Genomic DNA, 19,397 nt, shown 5'->3' with positions numbered 1-19,397 from the left:
GGTACCAGCCCCGTCTGATTATTTATTATTTACGAAAACGAACTGATTATTGAACATGTCCAGTTTAATCTTGCTCTCTTTATCAACTTTTCCAGCAAGGATTTCTTTAGACAGTTCATTTAATATACGCTTTTGAATCACTCTTTTTAGTGGTCTGGCGCCGAACTGTGGATCATAACCCAATTCTGCAAGCCAATCTAATGCTTCTGGAGAAGCCTCGATCGTTATGCCCATGTCTGTAAGCGTATCCTGGACATGCTTAAATTGGAGGTCAACAATATTTCTAATCTCAACTCTGGTCAGAGGTGTGAACATGATCAGCTCGTCTATCCTGTTTAAGAATTCTGGTCTGATGGTCTGTTTTAGTAACTCAAATAGTTCACTTTTGGTTTTCGCCACTACCTCATCCCTATTTTCATCGTTTAATGACTTAAAGTTGTCCTGAATGAGGTGAGATCCAATATTAGAGGTCATAATGATGATGGTATTCTTGAAGTTCACTACCCTTCCTTTATTGTCGGTCAATCTTCCGTCGTCTAAGACTTGAAGAAGAATGTTGAACACATCAGGATGTGCCTTTTCGATTTCATCTAGTAATATTACTGAATATGGTTTTCTTCTTACGGCTTCTGTCAATTGACCACCTTCATCATATCCAACATATCCGGGAGGCGCGCCGATTAATCTTGATACAGCGTGACGCTCCTGATATTCACTCATATCAATTCTCGTCATTGCGTTTTCATCGTTGAAAAGAAACTCAGCCAACGCCTTAGCCAATTCTGTTTTACCAACTCCAGTTGTCCCCAAGAAAATAAACGAACCAATTGGTTTGCGTTTATCTTGCAATCCTGCTCTAGATCTTCTAATGGCATCAGATATTGCTTCAATAGCTTCGTCTTGTCCAGCAATTCTTTTATGAAGTTCATCTTCCAGATTAAGCAGTTTGTCACGCTCACTTGAAATCAGTTTGGTGACAGGAATTCCCGTCCATCTTCCCACTACTCCAGCAATATCATCAGCAGTAACTTCTTCCTTAAGCATTCTGCTTTCGCTTTGTTGACTTGCAAGGGTTTCCTTAAACTTTTCAACCCGATCCTGAGCTTCCTTAATCTTTCCATAACGGATTTCCGCAACCCTACCGTAATCACCTGCACGCTCGGCCTGATCTGCCTCTAGTTTATAGTTTTCTACTTGTTCTAGTTCATTGTTGATGTTGTCAACCAAATCTTTCTCGCCCTGCCATTTCGCTTTGATTTCATCTCTTTCGGCAGACATATTAGCTATCTCTTCTCCAAGGCTAGCGACTTTTTTTGTGTCGTTTTCTCTCTTAATCGCTTCTCTTTCAATTTCAAGCTGCATGATCTTACGGTTCAATTCATCCACTTTTTCGGGAACGGAATCCATCTCCAAACGAAGCTTTGCGGCGGCCTCATCCATCAGGTCAATAGCCTTATCAGGTAAGAAACGGTCGGCGATATAGCGTTGTGAAAGTTCAACAGCAGCAATGATCGCTTCGTCTTTAATCCTAACTTTATGGTGAGTTTCGTAGCGTTCTTTTAGTCCCCGCAAAATAGAGATTGCATCTTGTGTATCAGGTTCATTTACCATTACTTTCTGAAAACGCCTTTCAAGTGCTTTGTCTTTCTCCAGATATTTTTGGTACTCATCAAGCGTTGTTGCACCTATAGCACGCAATTCTCCTCTTGCCAGGGCAGGTTTTAATATATTGGCGGCATCCATTGCACCTTCGCCGCCACCTGCGCCTACCAGCGTATGAATCTCATCAATGAAAAGGATGATATCGCCATCACTTTGGCTAACCTCTTTTACTACAGCTTTTAGCCGCTCTTCGAATTCTCCTTTATATTTTGCACCAGCGATTAAAGCACCCATATCTAAAGAGTAAACTGTTTTGCTCTTTAAGTTGGTAGGAACGTCTCCCTGGATTATCCTAAATGCGATTCCTTCCGCTATGGCAGTCTTACCTACTCCTGGTTCACCGATTAAAATAGGATTGTTTTTAGTACGCCGAGAAAGTATTTGTATTACCCTTCTAATCTCGTCATCGCGGCCAATTACTGGATCCAATTTACCAGATTCTGCATATTCATTTAAATTCCGCGCATACTTGCCAAGCGCTTGATAAGTTGCCTCGGCATTTTGATCGGTAACGCGATTGTCTCCGCGCAGACTTACAATCGCTTTTTTAAGGTCTTTTTCATTTACACCCTGATCTTTCAGCAAATTAGATGTAGCATCGCTGACTGATAAGATCCCTAGCAATACATGTTCAACAGAAACAAATTCATCTTTAAACTCTTTCAAATAGGATTGTGCTTTTTGTAAAGCTGAATTGCTTCCAGAAGTTAAATACGGACTACTTCCGCTAACTTTTGGAAACTTCCCGATTTGGGCGTCGAGATTCTGATTTAGGACATTTAGATTTACATTTAGCTTCTTCAATACATAAGAAACAACATTTTCATCAACAGTAAGTAAGCCTTTAAGAAGGTGTGCGGTCTCAATAGCTTGTTGTTGATTGCCTTCTGCTATTGCTGAAGCTTGTTGAATTGCTTCCTGAGCTTTTATCGTAAAGTTGTTGAAATTCATACTTACAAGCCAACAAACCTAGTGCCAGCAGGTTCGCCCATTCAATATCGGAAATTATGTCTGATAATAGAAGTGCTGAATGTCTATATGTCTGGTAAATAGTATTTTATACTGAAGAAATATTTTACTATTATTTCAAGATCTCTTTAAGACGCTCGGTTTGGTGATCTGCCAGTTTCTGCAGAGGACCTGAGGCAAGCATTTTCATCATCATATTCAAATCAGCTGTAATGATATGCTTTGCAACTGTACCACCTTGTCCATTATCTTCAACAGTCCATTTCAACTCGACATCGAAAGGTGGCTTTTCGGTAGGAATAGCAGTTAATTCTATGTTCTCAATACGTTCAGATATTTTGATGGCTAGTTTAGCCATATTCTGAATCGTGAAACTTGCCTCGTCTTTGGTAGATGACCAGTTATAAATATTATCCGGCATTAATTGTTGATGGTTGTTCAAATCTGCCAAAAACTCATAAACCTTTGCAACCGGAAGGTTAATCTCTGTACTGCTTTCTATAACTGTCATTGTATTATTAAGATTATTGTTCTAATTTATTACCCCATTCAGATGGGTTTCTACGCCATTTTGTAAGTAAGTCTACATCATTCTGAGCAATAAAGCTATGCTCGGCAGCGTAGGATATCAATGTGTCGTAATTTGATAAAGTTGCATACCTACACTTCGCAGCTTTGAAGTTTTCATCAGCCTGGTCGAAACCATATGTAAAGATGGCAACTAGACCCGCAACTGACAGTCCTGCGTCTCTTAGCGCTTCGACAGCCTGCAGACTACTTTTTCCGGTAGAAATTAAGTCTTCAATAACTACTACGCGTTGTCCTTCAACAATTTCCCCCTCTATTAGGCTACCTGTTCCATGCTCTTTTGCTTTTGCTCTCACATATGCAAATGGCAAACCAAGCTCTTGAGCAACTAAAGCACCCTGAGGAATTCCTGCAGTGGCAACGCCTGCAATTAAATCAACCGATCCGAATTCTTCCTGTATCAATTGTGTAAGTTTTTGTCTGATGTACGTTCTGATTGAAGGATGAGAAAGAGTTACTCTATTGTCGCAATAAATTGGCGATTTCCAACCAGACGCCCATGTAAATGGATTATTAGGTTGCAATTTTATTGCCTTAATTTGTAATAGAAATTCAGCTACCTTTAATTCAATCTCACTTTTAATATACATGGATCAAAAATACAGAATTTATATTAATGACAATACTTTGTTCATCGCAGAATTTGCGCCCAAACAACTGAAGAGAATTCAACGACTTGATGCAGAGGATTTTGATTTTCCAACATTCTATAAAAATATAGGCAAGGATACTGTTCAGGATTACATCCTAATTGACGCAGATCCTAAGAGACTTTTCAATAAGATCAAAAGAAGCTGCGAGTTGATCAAAGCAGCAGGAGGATTAGTAAAGAGTGCAAAGGGAAATTACCTATTCATTTTTCGCAATAAAAGGTGGGATCTGCCTAAAGGTAAGGTAGAAAAAGGGGAAAAAATCAAGGAAGCAGGATTAAGAGAAGTAGAAGAGGAATGCGGAGTAAAGATCTACACCAATGATAAAAAGTTATGCAAAACCTTTCATGTTTATACCCTTGGTAACAAGATTGTTTTGAAGAAAACAAATTGGTACAGCATGACGGTAAAAGCTGAGCCTAAATTGATCCCGCAAAAAGAGGAAGGTATCACTAAAGCGGTATGGCTTGGAGCAGATGAATTGAAACCAATATTAAAAAACACTTTTCCCTCAATCCTACAAGTACTGGAAGAGGCTAGTTTGCTTTAATAGTAATAAAATTTACTTTATAAATGGCATCGCTTCCGCAGGTAAGAACTTGCTGACATCGCCGCCATGCCTTAAAATATCTCGTACAATTGTAGAGCTGATTGCACCATATTCAGGTTTACTAAAAAACAATATGGTCTCTACCTCTGGCATCAAAGTCTGATTGATCTGTGCAATCGGTTTCTCATATTCAAAGTCTCCAACAGATCTGACGCCTCTAACAATAAACTTCGCATCATTCCTTTTACAAAAATCAACAGTTAATCCTTCATACAATTGCACTTCTACCTTATCTATTCCGGCGAAAACTGCTTCAACAACATCTTTTCTTTTTTCAGGATTAAAATATCCCTGCTTGGCGCTATTAAGGCCAATTCCAACAATAATCTTGTCGAACAAAGGCAAGGCCCTTTTTAAAATGTCAGCATGAGCAATAGTGATTGGATCAAAGGATCCTGGGAAAATCGCGATCTTCATATTGAATGATACTAGTTACTTTTTTCAAAAAAACTGAAAGACGAATTTCCATACCTACGGGTTTCTTTAAATCCTGGTTGCGCATTAAGTTTCAATAGTGATGGATGCTCCACAATTAACAACCCGTTGTCTGCAAGAAAGCCATTGGTCATGACCAGTTCCGGAATTTTTGGTATTGTAGGCAAGTCATAAGGGGGATCAGCAAATATAATTTGATAACTTTTTTTTGTGGCAGTCAGATATTTGAAAACGTCTGCTTTTTCTACAGTCATCTCCTCCAATTGATGCTTTTCAATTACAGATTTTACCCAGTATATGCAGCCCGAATGCTTGTCCACAGCAGTAACACTTTTAATCCCTCTAGAGGCGAATTCGAAACTTATGTTTCCTGTTCCGCAGAATAAATCCAGAACATCACAATTGTCGAAATCATACGTATTATACAGAATGTTAAATAATGCCTCTTTAGCCATATCTGTCGTAGGTCTTACGGGCAGGCTTTCAGGCGCATTAAACCTTATCCCTTTTAAACGACCACCAATTATTCGCATAATTGCAAAGCTAGTAAGCTACTGTAGTATTGGCTAGGCATATTGTCAAGAATTCTATTGTCGAGTTTATTAGCGTTAGTAGTATTAAACACAATTTCTGAAAAATAATGGTTTAAGGCATCAAACTTTTTATCGCCCTCATGAATGATCCCACTTACAGATATTTTGGTTTCTTTAGTATCAATTTCTAACTGCTGTATCATTAATAGAAGGTAATACTTAAATTCTTCTGCATCCTCCGTTTCATAGCAGTTTTCAAAGATTAATTTTCCAGCCTCCGTTAAAACTGCAGTGAAAGTACCTACAGTGAAATCTAAGATGAGGTGCTTTTCGGGAAGAATACTGGATAAAACCAAAAGAGGCGCCATATGGTCGTAAATTTTGCTTATACCAAACGTCGATTTCAGTAGCGCTTCCATAGTGTCATCAAGATTGAAAATAGTAGTAAAGTCTTGCCCTGCCAGATTTTGAAGATGCAACTGTTCCGATTGTTCCTTACTGAAAAACTTTGCATAAGTGTTTAGATTTTCAGCATCAAAAAATTCGTTGGGTATGGCAATAGAGTTTTGAGTGTAAACAGATGCTTTCACAGTTTTAAATGGAATAGCCAAATGTTGATCATCACTCAAAACATCATTAAGTGCAGCAGCTACATTTTTACATTCTTGCTGGTCATATAACACTACCAAACGATTTTCTGATCCATCTATTATCGCATAAGAGAAATTGTCTGCAGTAATTTTGATCAGCAAGTCACAATTGTCTGCCGAGCTAACATCAAAATCAGGATCAACTAATAATATGCTATTTTTGCTGTTCATGTTCACAAAAATATTCTTTTTTTCTATAACAACACCATTGCATATTTGATAAATGGATAAAGCCAGCTTGATTGCGCAATCATATCAATTTAGTCCTACTGAAGAGCAACTCGTTTTTTGTCGGGAAATGGCCACTTTCCTTTCACAACCGATAGACAAGCAATGTTTTATCTTACGGGGTTATGCTGGAACCGGAAAGACCACTTCTGTTGGTGCCTTGGTTAAAGCACTCCCGAGGTTTGGTTACCGTAGTGTTTTAATGGCTCCAACAGGCCGTGCAGCAAAGGTGATGAGTAATTATACAGGTCGCATGGCACTGACGGTGCATAAGAGAATTTACCGGAAAAAGTCAGCGATTGCGACCGAAATGTCTTTCCTACTTGCCCCTAATGTCGCTGAATACACTTTGTTTATTGTTGATGAGGCCTCCATGATTGCCGATGAATGGAATATAAAAACAGGCTCTTCTTTTTTGAAGGACTTAATGCAATATGTATATAATGGTAAAAACTGTGCAGTGGCATTTGTTGGAGATACCGCACAGCTTCCCCCGGTTGGGAGTATAGATAGTCCGGCCTTGAACGCAAACTATATTGCTCAGCAATTTGGTCTGAAAGTTAAAGCGGTTGAATTAAAAGAAGTTGTCCGACAGGAGAAGAAATCAGGCATATTGGCGAACGCTACTATGTTGAGGAAGATTATCAACAAGGAGCTTAAAGATGAAGAGAAAATCGAACTTCCGAAGTTTCTAACCAAATCTTATAAGGACATATTTAGAATGACGGGCTTGAAGTTCGTCGAGGGTCTTGAGTATGCCTATCATAAGTTTGGTATAGAAAATTCTCTGGTCGTTTGTCGGTCTAATAAATCGGCAAACATTTACAATCAGCAGATTCGGTCCCGCCTGCTATATCGCGAGGAAGAGTTGACTGGAGGAGATCAAATTATGGTGGTTAAGAACAACTATTTCTGGCTTCCTGAAAATGAATCTGCGGCCTTTATAGCCAATGGTGATATGGCTAGAGTTAAAAGAGTGAGGGGGATAGAGGAACGTTATGGCCTACGGTTCTGTGAAGTTAATCTGGAGTTGATTGACTTTCCCGAAGCAGGGAATATCACATGTAAAGTAATGCTGGACACGCTAACCTCAGAATCGCCCAGCCTCAATTATGAGCAAAGTAACAAAATGTTTGAGGCGCTCAACTTGGATTATGATCATTTGAGTAATAAGCGAGAGCGATTCAATGCTATAAAAGAAGACCCATATTACAATGCGTTGCAAATTAAATTCGCTTATGCTGTAACTTGTCACAAGGCCCAGGGTGGACAATGGGATGCTGTTTTTGTGGACCAGGGATATTTGACTGATGAAATGGTAGACATGGATTTCATGCGTTGGCTTTATACCGGAGTAACTCGGGCAAAGAAGGAGTTATTCCTTGTAAATTTCTCAAACAGCTTATTCACAAGTGTGTTAGAAGAAGAGTATTAATAAGTACAGCCTGAACCTAGCAAGCAAGCGGCATTGAAATAATAAAGGTGGATCCCTTATTTTCCTCTGTTTCAAGAGTTAACGTGCCCCCATGTTGTTCTACAATATCTTTAGAAATATGTAGTCCCAGACCAAGAGATCTTTCTCCATTCAAACCAGATCTTCCAGCTTTAGAAAATTGATCAAACAACAAATCCTTCAAATGTTCAGGGATGCCAATTCCATGATCCTTAACGCTAATCAGACAGTGCTGTTCCGTCTTATAGATTTCTATTTCTATCGGGGTATCGTTATCAGAGAATTTAAGCCCATTACCTATTAAGTTATCAATGACTCGGCTAAACCTGTCCGGGTTCAATGGTGAAAATATTACGCCTTCCGCACAGATAAAATTTATTTTGCGATTTTCTGGAGCGTTAGCTTGCCAGCTCTTGCAAATGCCATTGATGTAGTTAACCAAGTCGACATCCTGGAGCTGATATGCAGCCTTTTCAACCTGAATTACCTCTATCAGGTCATTAATAATATGTTTTGCCTGTCTAGCAGAACTTAAAATCAGCTCAAGCTCAGTATGCTCACCATCATCTTCATCTTCTTCAATAAGTATACGGCTTAAAGCCTCTATATTATTGAGGGGATTTCGAAGATCATGGGCAACAAATCCTAGTATCTCACTCTTCTGCCTATTGAGCTCCTGCACTTCAATATTTTTTTCTTCCAGTTGTCTCAGCTGTATAAAGTGCTGCGATTTATAGAAATAACTGTAGCTGGAGCATATGTATAGAACAAATGCCAGAACAACCGAAGCTGAAAAGTTGAACAATTGTTGGGCCGGCTTAAGGCTTGGCACCATCATACCGATTGTAAATAAAAAAATTACATATAATGCCAACGTGATAACGTATTTGAACTCAAGAGAAAAGAAAATACTAACGAGCACTATGCCTATTAAAAATAGCGTCAACGTGTTTTTTGCATTATGCATTGAGTATATATAGCTTATAAAGAAGCTTGTGGTCAAAATGAATAAGGTAAAAGAAAGCGTAAGGATATTTCGATACTCACTTTGCAAGTTCTTAAATTTCAGTGCCAAAGAGCTTAAAATGATGAAACAAGAAGACCCAATTAGCTGTATAAAGTTACTCAAATTGTATTCCAAGATATTTGGAATAGTGATGATTTCTGCATTGTAGAAATGGGCAAGTAACCTAATGGAAGATGCTAGTATAAACAACCCTGTGCTAAGCAATCTTATTTGCCTGACATTAATATGACTGGAAACCTCTTTGAATTCTGAGGAGTAGTTAATTGGTATTTTATACTTGAAAAAATTTAGCAATCCCTATAATTTGAAAACAAAAATAAGCAAAGGAAATGGAGTTGTCTTATTATTATCTTATTTTTGCTGAAAGAAATTTCTATGACCCAAATCGCCGCAATTGAGTTCAATAAAGCTTTTATTCTAAAATTTATAAAGTTTGGAGTTGTAGGTCTTTCAGGAATGTTTGTGGATTTCGGGATTACCTACCTGCTTAAAGAGAAGTTTAAGATTCATAAGTATGTCGCCAACTCTATGGGTTTTATTATAGCAACGGGTACAAACTATAGCTTAAACAGGCTATGGACCTTCAACAATCATGATCCAAATACCGTAACTCAGTTTAGTAAGTTTTTCCTGATTTCATTGATAGGACTTGCTATGAGTAACGGCATTATCTATCTTTTTCACGAAAAACTTAAGTGGAATTTCTATCTTGCAAAAGCATTCGCAATTGGGCTGGTTTCTTTATGGAATTTCTTTGCAAACTACATTTACACCTTTACAGGATAAAGGATGTTAGATCAAGTCAGGAACTCTAAGTCAATTCTTCCCATTTTTCTTGCGATCTGGGCCTTAGTAAACTTTATACAGGCCTTTTTTATGGATCTCCATCCTGATGAAGCTTACTACTGGCTATACTCAAAATTTTTAGCCTGGGGATATTTCGATCACCCACCAATGGTTGCCCTATTTATAAAAATAGGGGATAGCCTTACGCATACCCCATTTGGACTAAGGATGGTCACAGTGATTACTACTACAACTGCATTTTATTTACTTTGGAAAGTAGTAAGCGTTTACACCCAAAACATAAAGCTTTTCATTCTCCTGGCCGGATCTATTGTGTTATTCCATGTGTATGGTTTTATCACCACGCCAGACTCCCCATTGTTTTTCTTTACCGTACTGTTTTTCTATTTCTATCAACGGTACCTCAAAAAAGATAGTTACCTGACCGCCTCTATTTTAGCTTTAGTTATTGCTTGTTTGCTATACAGTAAATATCATGCTGTTCTTATACTTTTCTTTACAATTTTATCCAATTTCAAATTATTTAAAAGGGGTTCTTTCTGGCTAATCATCCTGTTTGCGGTCACCGCTTTTACACCACACCTCTGGTGGCAGATTCAAAATAACTACCCCTCTTTCTATTACCACATCCTTGACCGTTCTGCAGAAGCATACCGTGCCGAATTTACCTATCAGTATGTAGTCGGACAACTGCTTTTAGCAGGACCACTAGTCGGTTGGTTTCTATACAGTAGTGCCTCCAGGTACAAATCTGGAGATGACTTTATAAAAGCGCTTCAGTTCAACTTTTACGGCATCTTCATCTTCTTTTTCTTCAGTACATTCAAAGGTAGAGTAGAGGCACACTGGACTTTGCCGGCAATGATTTGCCTGATGCTGCTTGCTTACCTACAATTGTCTAAAAAAGAAGTTCCAGTGTGGTTTATAAAAGCCGCAGTAATTAATATTGCGCTCATTATGATGCTGAGAATAGTTTTGATCATTCCTATTCCGTTATTGATGAAAAATAACTTGATTAAAAGTTATTTTGGCACTGAGGAGTGGGCCTTGGAAATTCATAAATTTGCAGGAGAAAGTCCAGTACTATTTGAAAATTCTTTTCAGCTTGCTTCCAAGTATAATTATTATACCAATAGCACTAAAGGTTTCTCTTACGATTCAAGAAACTACAGAAAAAACCAATACGATATATGGCCGCTGGACAATGAGTTCAGAAATGGACGTGCTTACTACCTGCTACCACAACCTGATCTAAGTAAAAAGATGGATACAATATCCACCAATAAGGGAGTTGTCTTTGGAACATGGATTGATCAGGTTAGGATGTATCAACGTGTGAATATAACTCCACTTGATATTTCGGAGAAGCTAAAAGCTGGCATTACCCTTCGATTACGACTTCAGATTGCAAACCCATATCCCGATACTATCACTTTGGGTAATAGAAACCAGTTTTGGAAGTGTTTCCTGGAGTACGGTTATAAGGTAGATAATAAATTTATTGACCCATTGGTTGCTATCGAAGCTAATTTAGAAGATGCAGTGATTGCCCCGGGTCAGTCCATTGTTATCCCTGCCATGATCAAAACTCCAAACAGAGTCGGTAAGTATAAATTAGAGTTTTCTATTAGAACAGAGCCCTTTGCAGGAAGTAGAAACAGCGGCCGCATTGCTGTAGATGTTACGAAGTAATATGGTTAAACAATGCGGCCAATGTGGTGCTAATGAGCGTCGTAAATAATAACTTTCTCAAACAATTCGCGGAATTGATCTAAAAAAGCCTGATGCAAGGTGTGGACTTGATATACATCGTGACCTGCCATATCTTCAAAAAAGATAATCAATGAAAATGAGTAAGTGATATCTACAACTGCACGATCGATTGCTGCAGGGGTTCCAATATGAAACGTCTTCACAGTTTCAATATTTTCTAATGATTCTAACCCTTTTTTAAAAGCGGCAATTTGACCTTCTGTAGTTTCGGCTTTTAACCAAAATAAAACGTGATGAGCTAACATATTTTTTTGATCAAATATATAATTATTACAGTTCGTAAAAACTATAAGCATGATAATTACATGTATACTTAAAGCAGAAAGCTATCCGCACTTTGAAGAGCCGCAATCCTTGCAGGTCAGGCACCCTTCCTGATACATCAGATTGACAGAATTGCAACTCTCGCATTGTTGCTTTTTAGCTTCTGTACCATCTGGTATGTAGCGTTTAAATGCACGTGCTACGCCATTTTTCCAGGTATTAATGGATTCATCCAATTGAAGACTATTAATCAGTTCCACAACCTTTTCTATCGGCATGCCATGTCGAAGTGTACTGGAAATCAGCTTCGCGTAATTCCAGTATTCCGGATTAAATTTATACGATAAACCTTCAATGGTTGTTTTATGTCCGCGTTTATTGTGGTATTGAAAGTCATATCTGGAACTGCCGTCGGCTTCCTTATTTTTAATAATCAGACCATCATTCACCCACCGTGGAATTAAAATACCATCTTCATCATCAGAAAAACCCGTAAAAATTTCATAAGGCTTGTCGTCAATCAGGCCGATAAATGCGATCCACTTGTCTTTCTTGTTTTGAAAACGGACAACATCTGCCATCAATACTGCGGGCCTTTCCGTCGGAAAGCTGGTTGCGGTTACGGTAGTTTCCTTCGGAGCCGTTTCAGTATTAGCGATCAAAACCCCGGAACGAGAGCCGTCACGGTAAACCGTAATACCCTTACATCCGGCTTTCCATGCCTCCATATACAATTCGCCAACCAGCTCTTCGGTCACATCATTTGGCATATTAATGGTTACGCTGATCGAGTGATCCACCCATTTTTGAATCTGCCCCTGCATCCTTACTTTCTTCATGTAATCCACGTCATTGCTGGTTGACTTATAATAAGGCGATAACTTTACCAGTTCGTCCAGTTCTTTTTGTCCGTAGTTTTTAGTGAGGTCATGGCCATTTACTTCCATCCACTTTTTAAAGCCATGGTGAAATACGACATATTCCTCCCAGGAATCACCAAGTTCATCTACAAAATCAACGCGTGCATCCTTATCATTAGGATTTACTTTACGTCTCCTTTTGTAAACCGGCATAAACACAGGCTCAATTCCAGAACTGGTTTGAGACATCAGGCTCGTTGTGCCGGTAGGAGCAATCGTCAGCAGTGCAATATTCCTTCTTCCATGCTCCAGCATTTGGAAATACATCTCCGGATCTGCTTCCTTTAACCGAAGCATAAAAGGATTTTTTTTCTCCCGCTTGGCATTAAAAATCGTGAATGGACCACGCTCTTTAGCTGTGATTACGGATGAACGGTAGGCTTCAATCGCAATGGTTTTATGGATTTCTACAGCAAAGGCGGTACCTTCATCGCTGGCGTAACGCAAGCCCAAAGCCGCAAGCATATCTCCTTCAGCAGTGATGCCAATTCCGGTTCTTCTCCCTTCAGTTGCTTTAGTCTGAATATTTACCCAAAGGTTTCGCTCTATCCGTTTAATTTCTTCTTGTTCCGGATCGTCATCGATCTTTTGTAAGATTGCGTCAATCTTTTCCAGTTCCAGGTCGATGATGTCATCCATCATTCGTTGTGCTAGGTGTATGTGTTGCTTAAATAGGTCCCAATTGAAAATTGCATCCGCAGTATAGGGGTTCTCTACGTAAGAATATAGGTTGATGGCCAGCAATCGGCAAGAATCATATGGGCATAAGGGGATTTCTCCGCAAGGGTTTGTAGAAACTGTTTTGTAGCCGAGGTCTGCATAACAGTCGGGCACCGACTCATTAATTATGGTGTCCCAGAACAAAATTCCAGGTTCCGCAGAGCGCCAGGCATTGTGAACTACTTTTTTCCATAGCAAACTGGGATCAATTTCTTTCTGATACACAGGTTTTTTGCTATCCACTGGATACTGCTGCAGATAAGGAAGTCCAGACTCAACCGCTTTCATAAAGGCATCATCGATACGTATAGAAACATTTGCGCCCGTTACTTTGCCTTGTTCCATTTTTGCATCAATGAAATCCTCGGAATCCGGGTGTTTTATAGCTACTGACATCATCAGTGCGCCACGTCTTCCGTCTTGCGCCACTTCCCGTGTAGAGTTGGAATAGCGTTCCATAAAAGGCACAATGCCAGTAGATGTTAGTGCAGAGTTTTTAACAGGCGAGCCCTTCGGACGGATGTGAGAGAGGTCGTGCCCAACTCCACCACGTCTCTTCATAAGTTGCACCTGCTCCTGATCAATTTTCATTATTCCACCGTAGGAATCTGAATTACCGTCATTGCCAATCACAAAACAATTGGACAAGGATGCAATCTGGAATGGATTACCTATTCCGGTCATTGGACTTCCCTGAGGAATGATATATTTAAAACCAGCGATTAGACCGAATATATCCTCTTCTGAAATCGGATTCGGGTATCGCTGTTCGATTCGTGCAATTTCCGAAGAGATTCGTCGGTGCATGTCGTTGGGTGTGTTTTCATAAATTGCGCCACTCGAATCTTTTAAAGCATATTTATTTACCCAAACCCTCGCCGCTAAATCATCCCCATTGAAAAATTTTAATGATGCTTGGTACGCTTCATCAGCTGTATAGGTTGTTTTTTGTTTGATTTGGTGCTCAGCTTCCATGGAAAATTGTTGATTTGGTGACAGGGTAAAGGTACCTAATCGAAAACATTTAGCATACGAATAATTAAAAAGTTTACAAATTATTATTTTAGTGTATTGATAATCAATTAATTAATTAGTTTACATCCTTAAAATGTTGACAGAAATTGGAATATTATAAATTGCTATGCTATTTTTTAGCTGCCTCTTTATATTGAATAGCATTTTTTTTTCAGGGACTAGGTAAATACACCGCAGAATTCACCAATAAAAATGGGCGGCAAGATTTCTTGCCGCCCATATGAACTAATTATGTTCTCCCTAAAACATGCTCAGTCTAAATCTTCTCTCTGCTTTGTTCTTTATTTCTTCTATCACCTTGTCTTTTGCCGGCGTGATCTTTCATGCCTTCTCTGCGTTTCTCTTTCCACTCTTTGTAAGAACTGCGTTGTTTTTTATCAAGAATGTTGTTGATTTTAGTATCCCTTTCCTCCATAGCCGCTTTCATGGCAGTCATATCTCTTTTTTCGCCTTTAACATGCTTCTCTTTCATCTTATTCATTTCCGCGAGGTTTAGCGCGTAGATTTTAGTTTTCTGATCGGCTGTTAGAGAAAGTTTTTTATCTAACATGTCTGTAGAACGTTGGGCGCGCTCTTCAGGAGTTTTTTGAACTTTTTTGTTGTCTGTCTGTGACATTGCTACAGTACCCATGCTGATGAATAGTATAGCGCTTAAGATTAATTTTTTCATAATATTCCTTTCTTTTTTAGTGAATAGAGCATAAAAGTTTGGAATAGTTTAATCTGCAAAATGTTAAGAAATGTTAAAATGATTTAGGGGATTCCTTTTTTAGTTGCAACTATTTAAGGCCTATGATGAGTTAAGATTGGCGTAAAGAAAGGCTTTTAGTTAGCCAAAAGATAACAGGTATTTAAATAGGAGTTAAAAAGGAGTTGACAGGGGCAACATCCCTGTTACGTCCCTGTTACCTCCCTGTTATGTCCCTATCACCTCCTAGTTAATTTAAACTACATACCGACTTCTTCAGTAAACAGTTAACTGCTGGCTTATATTTAATGCCTAGTAAAGTAACTATAAATATCGTAGAAATTTGAATTAAGAAAATTAAATTTGGTTGAAAATATATAAAGCATTAAGCTAGACATATTTGAGGGGGAAGTGTTCAAAGCCCAAAGAACCTTTAACATATTTTAACACAAAACACTTCCTATAAAACTTGCAGGAAGTCTAAGGTTTGTCTAATTTTCGCAGCGAAAAATTTGGTCTAAATGGAAGAATTAAATACAAATACAGACAGTTCAACTTACGGCACCGATCTGCGTGCTTTGAATGAAATGATACAGAAGGAGAGTACTTTTATAGACCTCCTTTTCAATGAGATGGATAAGGTGATCGTGGGACAACGTTATATGGTTGAGCGACTGATGATTGGCCTTTTGGCTGATGGTCACATCCTTTTAGAAGGTGTTCCTGGATTGGCGAAAACTTTAGCCATCAATACGTTAGCTAAATGTATTGACGCAGGTTTCAGCAGAATTCAATTTACGCCTGATTTGCTGCCAGCCGATTTGTTGGGTACCATGATCTACAACCAAAAGAAAGAAGAGTTCATCGTTAGAAAGGGACCTTTGTTTTCTAACTTTATCCTTGCAGACGAGATTAACAGAGCTCCGGCCAAGGTGCAGAGTGCTTTATTGGAGGCCATGCAGGAGCGTCAGGTAACTATTGGCGACAATACCTTTCCGCTTCCAACGCCGTTTTTGGTATTGGCTACTCAAAATCCAATTGAACAGGAAGGTACCTACCCACTTCCAGAAGCTCAAGTGGATAGGTTCATGCTGAAGGTCGTAATTGGCTACCCAAAAAGGGAAGACGAGAAAAAGATTATGCGGGCTAATATCGCGCCTCAGGGAATGCCCAAGCCTTCTAAAATACTTCATCCTGATGATATTATCAGGGCAAGGAAAGTAGTTAGAGAAGTCTATATGGACGAAAAAATTGAGCAATACATTATTGATATTGTTTTCGCTACCCGTTTCCCTGAACAATATAAGCTTGCAGATTATAAGAATTTGATCAGCTTTGGTGCATCGCCCCGCGCAAGTATCAATCTTGCTTTGGCAGCTAAAGCCTATGCGTTCATCAAACGAAGGGGATATGTGATCCCGGAAGATGTGAGAGCGATCTGTCATGATGTACTAAGGCATCGTATTGGCCTTACGTATGAGGCCGAGGCCGAAAACGTTACGGCTGAGCATATCATCACTGGAATATTAAATGCAGTTGAAGTACCATAACTTATGGATACCAAAGATCTCTTAAAAAAGGTTAGAAAGATCGAAATCAAATCTCGGGGATTGAGTAACCAGATATTTTCCGGGGAATATCAATCCGCGTTTAAAGGCCGTGGTATGGCTTTTTCTGAGGTTCGGGAATATCAAGTGGGTGATGAGATCAGAACGATAGACTGGAATGTTACCGCTCGTTTTAACCATCCCTATGTGAAGGTCTTTGATGAGGAGCGCGAGATGACTGTCATGTTGCTTGTCGATGTGAGCGGGTCTAAAAACTTCGGTACACAGACGCAGTTGAAGCAGGAATTGGCAACTGAAATTTGCGCGGTATTAGCCTTTTCGGCCATTCAGAATAACGATAAGGTAGGCATCTTATTCTTTAGCGATCAGGTGGAAAAGTTTATCCCGCCAAAGAAGGGTAGAAGCCATATTTTGATGATCATCAGGGAGCTGATCAATTTTGAACCTAAACATAAAGGAACCAATGTTGCTGAGGCTTTAAGGTTCTTCACCGGGGCAATCAAAAAACGATGTACTTCGTTTCTGATTTCAGATTTTATGAGCAGCAGCTTCGAAAACGAGCTGAAGATTGCCAATAGAAAACATGATTTGGTGGCCCTGAGGTTATATGATTTGCATGAAGAGGAATTCCCTAATTTGGGTTTGATCCCTATTAAGGATGAAGAAACCGGACAAACGGCCTGGGTAAATACCAGTGATAAGGAAGTGCGTTTTGAGTTTAAACGTGCCGCCCTTGAACGTAACGGTAGGCTGGAAGATCTTTTTAAAAGGTCGGGCGTCGATTTCACCAAAATAGGTACGCACCAGTCTTACGTAAAGCCATTGATGACATTATTTAAGAAAAGAGGAGCGAAGCGATAAGTATGAAAGGATATTTTAACTGGTGTTTACTATTTGCCTTTACTGGTGCTAGTTTTGCTGTTAAAGCTCAGGATGTAACCGTATCATCTAAGCTTGATAAGCCGACGATCCTGTTGGGGGATCAGACTGTGTTAAGGTTATCTGCGAATTTGCCAGCCAATGGAAAGGTGACTTTCCCCGCTTTGACGGACACGCTTTCTTCCAAAGTTCAGATTGTGGGCATGGGAAAGTTGGACACCTTAAAAGACCAATCCGGAAGATGGACGATCACCCAGGCATATACCATTACCGCTTTCGACTCTGGTGTGCAGACCATACCGGCTTTTACTTTTACCGCAAATGGATCGACTTTAAAAACTGATCCTATTCCTTTACAGGTAGAAGCTGTGAAAGTAGATACCACTAAGGCTATCTATGACATAAAGCAACCACTCGCTGTTAAATACAGTTTTATGGACTGGCTTAGGGATAACTCTGTGAAGGTTTTGTTGGGTTTATTGCTGATCATCGTGTTGATCGGTGTTTGGTTCTATTTCAAGAAAAGAAAAAAAGCGGAGCCTGTTGTAGTAGAAGTAACGCCTTTTATTCCTCCACATATTCGGGCCTTGAATAAGTTGACCGAATTAAGAGACAAAGAACTTTGGCAGCATGATGAGGTAAAACAATACCATAGCGAACTCACCGATATCATCAGAGAGTTTTTAGAAAAGCGGTATAAAATCAGAGCAATGGAGCAAACGTCTGACGAGATTTTCTCGGGTTTGAGGAATTTGGCAATCGAAGAAGCCGATAGGAGCCGTTTAAGACAAATTTTAATGCTGGCAGACTTGGTTAAGTTTGCTAAGCAAAAACCATTAAGTACTGATAATGAACAGAGTATGGATAATGCCATTGCCTTTGTTGGCGCGGCAGGAGCAATAATTCAATCACCTAAAGATACAGCGCAGAAAGATGAACCTATTTAAAGGAATTGAGTTTGCCAATCCAGTCTTCTTTTGGCTCCTTTTATTTGTGCCTTTGATGATTGGCTGGTATATCTGGAAGAATAAGACGCTGCAGGGAACCTTGAGGATGTCTACCGTCTCTGGTTTTATGAAAGTAAAATCGAGTTATAGGGTTTTAAGACATTATGGGATCTTCTTTCGAGTGTTGGCTTTGGTGTTTTTAGTGATCGCGATGGCAAGACCGCAATCAGCCTTAAGCTGGCAGAACTCGACTACTGAGGGTATCGACATCGTGATTGCGACCGATATTTCAGGAAGTATGCTGGCGGAAGATTTGAAGCCCAATAGGCTTGAAGCAAGCAAAAACATCGCGATAGACTTTATTAAAGACCGTCCTGATGATAGGATCGGACTAGTTATTTTCAGCGGAGAAAGCTTTACCCAATGTCCGCTTACCATTGACCACGATGTGTTGATCAATCTTTTTAAGGACGTGAACAATGGGATGATTGAGGATGGAACGGCGATTGGAATGGGACTTGCGACAGCTGTTAACCGTTTGAAAAACAGTGAGGCGAAGAGTAAAGTAGTCATCCTTTTGACAGATGGTTCAAATACGGGAGGTTCGATACCTCCATTGACAGCTGCGGAAATTGCAAAAAAGATGAACATTCGCGTGTACACAGTGGGTGTTGGAACTAAAGGTATGGCACCGTATCCGGTTAGGACTGATCAAGGCATTCAATACCAACAAGTACCGGTTACGATTGACGAGACAACATTGACCGGTATTGCTAAGGTTACTGGTGGTAAGTACTTTAGAGCGACTAACAACGATAAATTGAAAGAGATATATCAACAAATTGATAAGCTGGAGAAAGCAAAGATTGCTGTGACTGAATACCACAAAAAAACCGAGCGGTTCTTGCCATTTGTGCTGATTGCACTATTGCTCTTGCTTATAGAATTTGCATTGAGAAACACCCTATTTAAAGGAGCCTTAAGTTAATAT

At 39.4% G+C, this 19,397-nt stretch carries 18 protein-coding genes; 8 read left to right on the top strand and 10 right to left on the bottom strand.

Going from position 1 to position 19,397, the window contains the following annotated elements:
- Positions 1–18 precede the first annotated feature (18 nt).
- The 3 genes from clpB to pyrE form a co-directional block, all read right to left on the bottom strand.
- Positions 19–2,613, bottom strand: a complete 2,595-nt coding sequence (gene clpB / locus ACHFIZ_RS04335; RefSeq protein WP_410883217.1) for an ATP-dependent chaperone ClpB — start codon at positions 2,611–2,613, stop codon at positions 19–21.
- A 130-nt stretch (positions 2,614–2,743) separates the two neighbouring features.
- Positions 2,744–3,142, bottom strand: a complete 399-nt coding sequence (locus ACHFIZ_RS04330; protein WP_410883215.1) for an SRPBCC family protein — start codon at positions 3,140–3,142, stop codon at positions 2,744–2,746.
- Between the two features lie 13 nt (positions 3,143–3,155).
- A complete protein-coding gene (pyrE, locus tag ACHFIZ_RS04325; RefSeq protein WP_410883213.1) occupies positions 3,156–3,809 on the bottom strand; it encodes an orotate phosphoribosyltransferase in 654 nt (217 codons plus the stop codon).
- On the opposite strand from pyrE, the gene ACHFIZ_RS04320 reads away from it, so the two are divergent.
- Positions 3,808–4,419, top strand: coding sequence for an NUDIX hydrolase (locus tag ACHFIZ_RS04320; RefSeq protein ID WP_410883211.1), 612 nt, complete (start codon positions 3,808–3,810; stop codon positions 4,417–4,419). The genes pyrE and ACHFIZ_RS04320 overlap by 2 nt on opposite strands.
- A 12-nt stretch (positions 4,420–4,431) precedes the next feature.
- Here ACHFIZ_RS04320 and coaD read toward each other — a convergent pair whose 3' ends face one another.
- From coaD to ACHFIZ_RS04305, 3 genes are read right to left on the bottom strand one after another with little or no spacing between them, the layout of a single operon-like run.
- On the bottom strand, positions 4,432–4,896 hold the full coding sequence (coaD, locus tag ACHFIZ_RS04315; RefSeq protein WP_410883209.1) for a pantetheine-phosphate adenylyltransferase: 465 nt from the start codon (positions 4,894–4,896) through the stop codon (positions 4,432–4,434).
- Positions 4,897–4,907: 11 nt separating this feature from the next.
- Positions 4,908–5,447, bottom strand: coding sequence for an RsmD family RNA methyltransferase (locus tag ACHFIZ_RS04310; RefSeq protein WP_410883207.1), 540 nt, complete (start codon positions 5,445–5,447; stop codon positions 4,908–4,910).
- A complete protein-coding gene (locus ACHFIZ_RS04305; protein WP_410883205.1) occupies positions 5,438–6,268 on the bottom strand; it encodes a DUF3822 family protein in 831 nt (276 codons plus the stop codon). The genes ACHFIZ_RS04310 and ACHFIZ_RS04305 overlap by 10 nt, the downstream gene beginning before the upstream one ends.
- 52 nt (positions 6,269–6,320) lie before the next feature.
- Here ACHFIZ_RS04305 and ACHFIZ_RS04300 point away from each other — a divergent pair, with 52 nt between their 5' ends.
- A complete protein-coding gene (locus tag ACHFIZ_RS04300) occupies positions 6,321–7,760 on the top strand; it encodes an ATP-dependent RecD-like DNA helicase (RefSeq protein WP_410883203.1) in 1,440 nt (479 codons plus the stop codon).
- A 16-nt stretch (positions 7,761–7,776) separates the two neighbouring features.
- Here ACHFIZ_RS04300 and ACHFIZ_RS04295 read toward each other — a convergent pair whose 3' ends face one another.
- Complete coding sequence (locus ACHFIZ_RS04295) at positions 7,777–9,099, bottom strand: sensor histidine kinase (protein ID WP_410883201.1); 1,323 nt, start codon at positions 9,097–9,099, stop codon at positions 7,777–7,779.
- A gap of 81 nt (positions 9,100–9,180) precedes the next feature.
- On the opposite strand from ACHFIZ_RS04295, the gene ACHFIZ_RS04290 reads away from it, so the two are divergent.
- Both ACHFIZ_RS04290 and ACHFIZ_RS04285 read left to right on the top strand, forming a co-directional pair.
- On the top strand, positions 9,181–9,591 hold the full coding sequence (locus tag ACHFIZ_RS04290) for a GtrA family protein (protein ID WP_410883199.1): 411 nt from the start codon (positions 9,181–9,183) through the stop codon (positions 9,589–9,591).
- Positions 9,592–9,594: 3 nt separating this feature from the next.
- Complete coding sequence (locus ACHFIZ_RS04285) at positions 9,595–11,304, top strand: ArnT family glycosyltransferase (RefSeq protein WP_410883197.1); 1,710 nt, start codon at positions 9,595–9,597, stop codon at positions 11,302–11,304.
- 29 nt (positions 11,305–11,333) lie between these two features.
- On the opposite strand, the gene ACHFIZ_RS04280 is transcribed toward ACHFIZ_RS04285, so the two are convergent.
- The 3 genes from ACHFIZ_RS04280 to ACHFIZ_RS04270 all read right to left on the bottom strand — a co-directional run bounded on the left by ACHFIZ_RS04280 (position 11,334) and on the right by ACHFIZ_RS04270 (position 14,994).
- Positions 11,334–11,630: a Dabb family protein gene (locus ACHFIZ_RS04280; protein WP_410883195.1), complete on the bottom strand. Its 297-nt coding sequence runs from the start codon at positions 11,628–11,630 to the stop codon at positions 11,334–11,336.
- 81 nt (positions 11,631–11,711) lie between these two features.
- Positions 11,712–14,264, bottom strand: a complete 2,553-nt coding sequence (locus tag ACHFIZ_RS04275) for an adenosylcobalamin-dependent ribonucleoside-diphosphate reductase (RefSeq protein WP_410883193.1) — start codon at positions 14,262–14,264, stop codon at positions 11,712–11,714.
- A gap of 316 nt (positions 14,265–14,580) precedes the next feature.
- Positions 14,581–14,994 carry a hypothetical protein gene (locus ACHFIZ_RS04270; RefSeq protein ID WP_410883191.1) on the bottom strand — a complete coding sequence of 138 codons (414 nt, stop codon included), beginning with the start codon at positions 14,992–14,994 and terminating at the stop codon, positions 14,581–14,583.
- Positions 14,995–15,599: 605 nt separating this feature from the next.
- Here ACHFIZ_RS04270 and ACHFIZ_RS04265 point away from each other — a divergent pair.
- The 4 genes from ACHFIZ_RS04265 to ACHFIZ_RS04250 are packed head-to-tail and all read left to right on the top strand — an operon-like array spanning position 15,600 to position 19,394.
- A complete protein-coding gene (locus ACHFIZ_RS04265; protein WP_410883513.1) occupies positions 15,600–16,562 on the top strand; it encodes an AAA family ATPase in 963 nt (320 codons plus the stop codon).
- A gap of 3 nt (positions 16,563–16,565) precedes the next feature.
- The gene (locus tag ACHFIZ_RS04260) at positions 16,566–17,441 is read left to right on the top strand and encodes a DUF58 domain-containing protein (RefSeq protein ID WP_410883189.1); all 876 of its coding nucleotides are present in this window, start codon (positions 16,566–16,568) and stop codon (positions 17,439–17,441) included.
- Between the two features lie 2 nt (positions 17,442–17,443).
- Positions 17,444–18,406: a BatD family protein gene (locus tag ACHFIZ_RS04255; protein WP_410883187.1), complete on the top strand. Its 963-nt coding sequence runs from the start codon at positions 17,444–17,446 to the stop codon at positions 18,404–18,406.
- Positions 18,393–19,394, top strand: coding sequence for a vWA domain-containing protein (locus tag ACHFIZ_RS04250; RefSeq protein WP_410883185.1), 1,002 nt, complete (start codon positions 18,393–18,395; stop codon positions 19,392–19,394). Before ACHFIZ_RS04255 ends, ACHFIZ_RS04250 begins: the two co-directional genes overlap by 14 nt.
- The last annotated feature ends 3 nt before the right edge of the window (positions 19,395–19,397 follow it).

Source organism: Pedobacter sp. JCM 36344, from assembly GCF_046546555.1.
GTDB lineage: Bacteria > Bacteroidota > Bacteroidia > Sphingobacteriales > Sphingobacteriaceae > Pedobacter.
The sequence above is the reverse complement of the archived record's forward strand: the minus strand, read 5'-3'. Positions and strand labels throughout refer to the sequence as shown.

Excerpts from the sequence above, each read along its gene's own strand:
- clpB (WP_410883217.1), bottom strand. The coding sequence starts at position 2,613 with ATGAATTTCAACAACTTTACGATAAAAGCTCAGGAAGCAATTCAACAA.
- ACHFIZ_RS04330 (WP_410883215.1), bottom strand. The coding sequence starts at position 3,142 with ATGACAGTTATAGAAAGCAGTACAGAGATTAACCTTCCGGTTGCAAAG.
- ACHFIZ_RS04320 (WP_410883211.1), top strand. The coding sequence starts at position 3,808 with ATGGATCAAAAATACAGAATTTATATTAATGACAATACTTTGTTCATC.
- pyrE (WP_410883213.1), bottom strand. The coding sequence starts at position 3,809 with ATGTATATTAAAAGTGAGATTGAATTAAAGGTAGCTGAATTTCTATTA.
- coaD (WP_410883209.1), bottom strand. The coding sequence starts at position 4,896 with ATGAAGATCGCGATTTTCCCAGGATCCTTTGATCCAATCACTATTGCT.
- ACHFIZ_RS04310 (WP_410883207.1), bottom strand. The coding sequence starts at position 5,447 with ATGCGAATAATTGGTGGTCGTTTAAAAGGGATAAGGTTTAATGCGCCT.
- ACHFIZ_RS04305 (WP_410883205.1), bottom strand. The coding sequence starts at position 6,268 with ATGAACAGCAAAAATAGCATATTATTAGTTGATCCTGATTTTGATGTT.
- ACHFIZ_RS04300 (WP_410883203.1), top strand. The coding sequence starts at position 6,321 with ATGGATAAAGCCAGCTTGATTGCGCAATCATATCAATTTAGTCCTACT.
- ACHFIZ_RS04290 (WP_410883199.1), top strand. The coding sequence starts at position 9,181 with ATGACCCAAATCGCCGCAATTGAGTTCAATAAAGCTTTTATTCTAAAA.
- ACHFIZ_RS04285 (WP_410883197.1), top strand. The coding sequence starts at position 9,595 with ATGTTAGATCAAGTCAGGAACTCTAAGTCAATTCTTCCCATTTTTCTT.
- ACHFIZ_RS04280 (WP_410883195.1), bottom strand. The coding sequence starts at position 11,630 with ATGTTAGCTCATCACGTTTTATTTTGGTTAAAAGCCGAAACTACAGAA.
- ACHFIZ_RS04275 (WP_410883193.1), bottom strand. The coding sequence starts at position 14,264 with ATGGAAGCTGAGCACCAAATCAAACAAAAAACAACCTATACAGCTGAT.
- ACHFIZ_RS04270 (WP_410883191.1), bottom strand. The coding sequence starts at position 14,994 with ATGAAAAAATTAATCTTAAGCGCTATACTATTCATCAGCATGGGTACT.
- ACHFIZ_RS04265 (WP_410883513.1), top strand. The coding sequence starts at position 15,600 with ATGATACAGAAGGAGAGTACTTTTATAGACCTCCTTTTCAATGAGATG.
- ACHFIZ_RS04260 (WP_410883189.1), top strand. The coding sequence starts at position 16,566 with ATGGATACCAAAGATCTCTTAAAAAAGGTTAGAAAGATCGAAATCAAA.
- ACHFIZ_RS04255 (WP_410883187.1), top strand. The coding sequence starts at position 17,444 with ATGAAAGGATATTTTAACTGGTGTTTACTATTTGCCTTTACTGGTGCT.
- ACHFIZ_RS04250 (WP_410883185.1), top strand. The coding sequence starts at position 18,393 with ATGAACCTATTTAAAGGAATTGAGTTTGCCAATCCAGTCTTCTTTTGG.